The sequence below is a fragment of the Shewanella sp. 8A genome (assembly GCF_023475945.1).
In the GTDB taxonomy this organism is placed as follows: Bacteria; Pseudomonadota; Gammaproteobacteria; order Enterobacterales; family Shewanellaceae; genus Shewanella; species Shewanella xiamenensis.
This window is the reverse complement of sequence record NZ_JAMDJP010000097.1, coordinates 1-709: the sequence shown is the minus strand read 5'-3', so window position 1 is coordinate 709 and position 709 is coordinate 1. Positions and strand designations below refer to the sequence as shown.

The window sequence follows — 709 nt, the reverse complement described above, 5'->3', positions numbered from 1 at the left end:
ACTTCGCGAGGGATGGATCAAGCTTCACTACTCTGAGTGAAACGCCCTGTGCGGATCCGCATGCAGGGTGTTGTGGGGACTGGAGGCTAGAAACCTCCGGTTACCCGATTAACCCTTTTTCCAAATTTGATAGCAATAGTTAATGTTTGAAGTAAAGTGTTGCTCAAAAACAACTTCGAAGGTATTTGGAATACTCGGGAAGAAAACATCCCCCTCTGGCTCGATGTCGATCGTCGATAAGTGGAGCGTAGAGGCCATGGGTAATGTTTCTCGGTAAATTTCTCCGCCACCAGACACTATAACGTGACCGGTAAATTCAGCTAGCCTGTCCATGGCCTCTTCGATTGACTGAAATACAACTACATTGTCATCATTTGATGTCCAACCTGAGCGGGTAACGACCGCGTATTTCCTATTGGGGAGTGCGCCCATAGATTCAAACGTCTTGCGACCCACCAGAAGCCACTGATTGTAGGTCAATGCTTTAAAAAGTAGCTGCTCCCCTTTCGCGGACCAGGGTATGTCTGGACCGCAACCAATCACGCCGTTTTTCGCTTTCGCAGCTATCAATGATACTTTCAAGGTTCTCATCCTGGGTTAACTTTGTTTTAGGGCGACTGCCCTGCTGCGTAACATCGTTGCTGCTCCATAACATCAAACATCGACCCACGGCGTAACGCGCTTGCTGCTTGGATGCCCGAGGCATAGA

Annotated in this window: 1 protein-coding gene; it reads right to left on the bottom strand. The window is 48.8% G+C overall.

The features are described from left to right. Positions 1–108: 108 nt before the first annotated feature. Positions 109–582 carry a trimethoprim-resistant dihydrofolate reductase DfrA14 gene (gene dfrA14, locus M0413_RS22685; protein ID WP_021529707.1) on the bottom strand — a complete coding sequence of 158 codons (474 nt, stop codon included), beginning with the start codon at positions 580–582 and terminating at the stop codon, positions 109–111. Between the last annotated feature and the right edge of the window lie 127 nt (positions 583–709).